This is a genomic window from Dietzia sp. B44, assembly GCF_014145245.1.
GTDB classification, from domain to species: domain Bacteria; phylum Actinomycetota; class Actinomycetes; order Mycobacteriales; family Mycobacteriaceae; genus Dietzia; species Dietzia natronolimnaea.
Map to the genome: position 1 here is coordinate 1 of NZ_JAALEF010000378.1, position 2,914 is coordinate 2,914.

Sequence of the window (2,914 nt, forward strand, 5' to 3'; positions counted from 1 at the left end):
TGCGGCGGCGGCGGGAGCGGTCGGTGTTCGGCCGACCGGGGCGGGAGGAGGACGACGCCGAGGGCGACGACGACGACGGGCGCGACCCCGGCGACGACGGCGCTCCCCACGACAGCCGAGGTCCGCGTCCGGACAGGCGCCGGTAGGGTATCGGCGGTGCAGTACTACCTCAGCCTGCTGGGATTCGCGGCGATCGATTCGGTCAACCTTCTGGCTTTCGCTGTGATCGCGGGGCTGTGGCTGACCTCGGCCGGGCGTGGCGTGCCCTTCGCGCCCCGGGCCGCGCGGTTCACCGGCGGTGCGTTCTGCGGCATCGTGCTCCTCTCGCTGGTGTCGGTGTGGGTGATCGGAAACAACCAGGAGTTCGTCCGCAGTCTGTTCCACAACCTCTGGGCGATGGTGGCCCTGGGTCTCATCGGTCTGGTGATCACCGTCATGGGGTTGCGCAAGCCCGCGGAGGCCAAGGAGGAGAGCGTCGAGGCGCCGCTCACCCAGAACGTTCTGCAGAAGTTCGGGATCATGGTCACCGGCGTCGTGCTGGGCATCATCCAGTCGGCCACGTCGGCGCCGTTCGCGGCCGGGATGGTCCTCATCTCGTTCGCCGAGTCCCCGTGGTGGTCCAAGCTGCTGCAGATCCTGTTCTTCGCGATCATCGCGATCCTGCCGAGCACGGCGTTGATCATCGCGCTGGCACGAGTTCGTTCGGGCGGGATCGGTGCGGCCACCCGCCGCATCGACCGGTTCCTGTCCTACGGCCGCGTGGCCGGGCGCGCGCTCACCCTGGTGGTGGGCCTGGCGCTGCTCGCTCTGGCGGCGGTGCGGATCACCCAGCTCACCGGGGTGCTGTCGTAGCCGGATCCTATGGTGACGGTGATCACCACACGGGTGCTCGGATGAACTCGGGAGACCACATGCAGACCCAGGATTCCACCGCCGCTACGACCGGCACCGCCGCAGTGACCACCGGTGCCGGGACCACCGGCGCCGGGACCGTGCTGTGCGAGGACGGGCTGAGGCGCCCGCCCTGGGCGGCACGGGACCCGCTGCTGCGGGAGTACTACGACACCGAATGGGGGATGCCGGTCCGCGACGAGGCGGGGCTCTTCGAGCGGCTCGTCCTGGAGGGCTTCCAGTCCGGACTGAGCTGGGTGACGATCCTCCGCAAGCGTCCGGCGTTCCGGGAGGCGTTCGCCGGGTTCTCGCCCGATGCGGTCGCGGGCTTCGGGGACGCCGACGTCGCCCGGCTCATGGCCGACGAGCGGATCGTGCGCAATCGACGCAAGATCGACGCGGCGGTCACCAATGCCCGGGCCGTGATCGCGCTGAGGACCGAGGGCGGTCTCGGGGAACTGATCTGGTCGTACCGGCCGGAACAGACTCCGCAGCCCCGGACCATGGATGAGGTGCCCAGCCGATCCCCGGAGTCGGAGGCGCTGGCCAAGGATCTCAAGCGGCGGGGGTTCAGCTTCGTGGGGCCGGTGACGGTGTTCGCGTTGATGGAGGCCATCGGGGTGGTCGACACGCACCTGACGGACTCTCACCGGCGTGGCAGCTCCGGAGTCTGGACGCGCGAGACGGTGACCTGACGTTCCGGGCGCGGGGTCACCCCGGCGGACTGAGCGGGCCCTGCGGTTCCGGCTATCCGGGCAGAACGGGTAGGCCGGGCGGAGCACCACGGTGCGGGAGGTCGGGGACGGGGGCGGCGAGCGACCCCGCCTGCGCCACCTGCCCGGTGGCCGGCCAGCTCAGGCAACCGGGGATCCCGCGGAGGGCGGCCATCCGGGCCAGGGAGCGGTGGAGGTCGTTCCTGGTCAGTGCGCCCTCGGCAATGGCGCGTTCAACGGAGTCGAGAGCCTCGGGGATCCCGGCGGTGGTGATCCACAGCGGGGAGTCGGCCCCGGCGATGAGCGACTCGGTCACGGCTCGGGGAAGTGGGAAGTCGTTCGTGACGGCGCGCATCCCTGACAGGTCGTCCGTGAAGATCGCGCCGTCGAAGGGCGGGGCCCCGTATCCGTGGCCCTCGCGCAACAGCCGGTAGGCGGCCGGGGAGAGCGAGGCGGGCCGGTCGATCCCCGTGAGGCCGGGTACCTGCTGGTGCCCGAGCATCATCCCGGCGCCGGGGGTCCTGGCGAGTTCGGAGAACGGCCGGAGGTCGTGGGGGAGGAGCTGGTCCAGCGGTGGGACGGTCACCGATTCGTAGTGGCTGTCCCCCGACGAACGGCCGTGGCCGGGGAAGTGCTTGAACACCGGCGTCACCCCGGCGTCCGCGAGGCCGGCGGCGAAGGCGCGCGCGTAGCTGACCACGCGGGCCGGGTCCGGAGAGAAGGACCGGTCGCCGATCACGGCCCCGTCCGGCTGGTCGGATACATCGACGGAGGGGGCGAAGTCGACGGTGACGCCCATCCCGCGGAGAAACTCTCCGCGGTCCCGAGCAGCCGCGCGGACCTCCTCCGGGCTCATCGTGGCGGCCATGACCCGGGCGGACGGCATCGGCCCGGCGTAGGGGGCGATGCGGGACACCCGCCCGCCCTCCTCGTCGATCGCCACCAAAAGCGGGAGCTCCGTGTCCTGCTGCAGTCGGGCGAGGTCGTCGCCGGAGACCACCTCCCCGACGACGTCACCGCCGAGGAAGATTCCGCCGACGCCGTACTGCTCCACCGCGTGGCGGGCGTCGGCCATCGAGCTCACGCCCACGGTGAACAGCTGCGCGATCCGCTGGCGTGGGGTCAGCGAGTCCAGCGGCGACTCACACCGGGGCGCGGGCGGCGGGGTCCGCTCGGCACGGGCGGGGGGTGCGGCGGAGGAGTCGGCGGAGGAGTCGGCGGCGGCGACGGGTTCCGCGGGCTCGTCGGCGCCGCACCCGGCCAGCACCAGCCCCACGACCGATGCGGCGACCGTCAGACGGAGCCGGCGA

3 protein-coding genes are annotated in these 2,914 nt (G+C 71.9%); 2 read left to right on the top strand and 1 reads right to left on the bottom strand.

Features of this window, described 5'->3' with window-relative positions:
* The first annotated feature begins 156 nt into the window (after positions 1-156).
* Positions 157-852, top strand: coding sequence for a hypothetical protein (locus G6017_RS12345; protein WP_182617604.1), 696 nt, complete (start codon positions 157-159; stop codon positions 850-852).
* A gap of 59 nt (positions 853-911) precedes the next feature.
* Complete coding sequence (locus tag G6017_RS12350) at positions 912-1,586, top strand: DNA-3-methyladenine glycosylase I (protein WP_241730802.1); 675 nt, start codon at positions 912-914, stop codon at positions 1,584-1,586.
* Between the two features lie 52 nt (positions 1,587-1,638).
* Here the strand turns inward: G6017_RS12350 and G6017_RS12355 are convergent.
* Positions 1,639-2,914 (bottom strand): glycoside hydrolase family 3 N-terminal domain-containing protein (locus G6017_RS12355; RefSeq protein ID WP_182617606.1); only part of this gene is annotated, 1,276 nt, incomplete at its 5' end.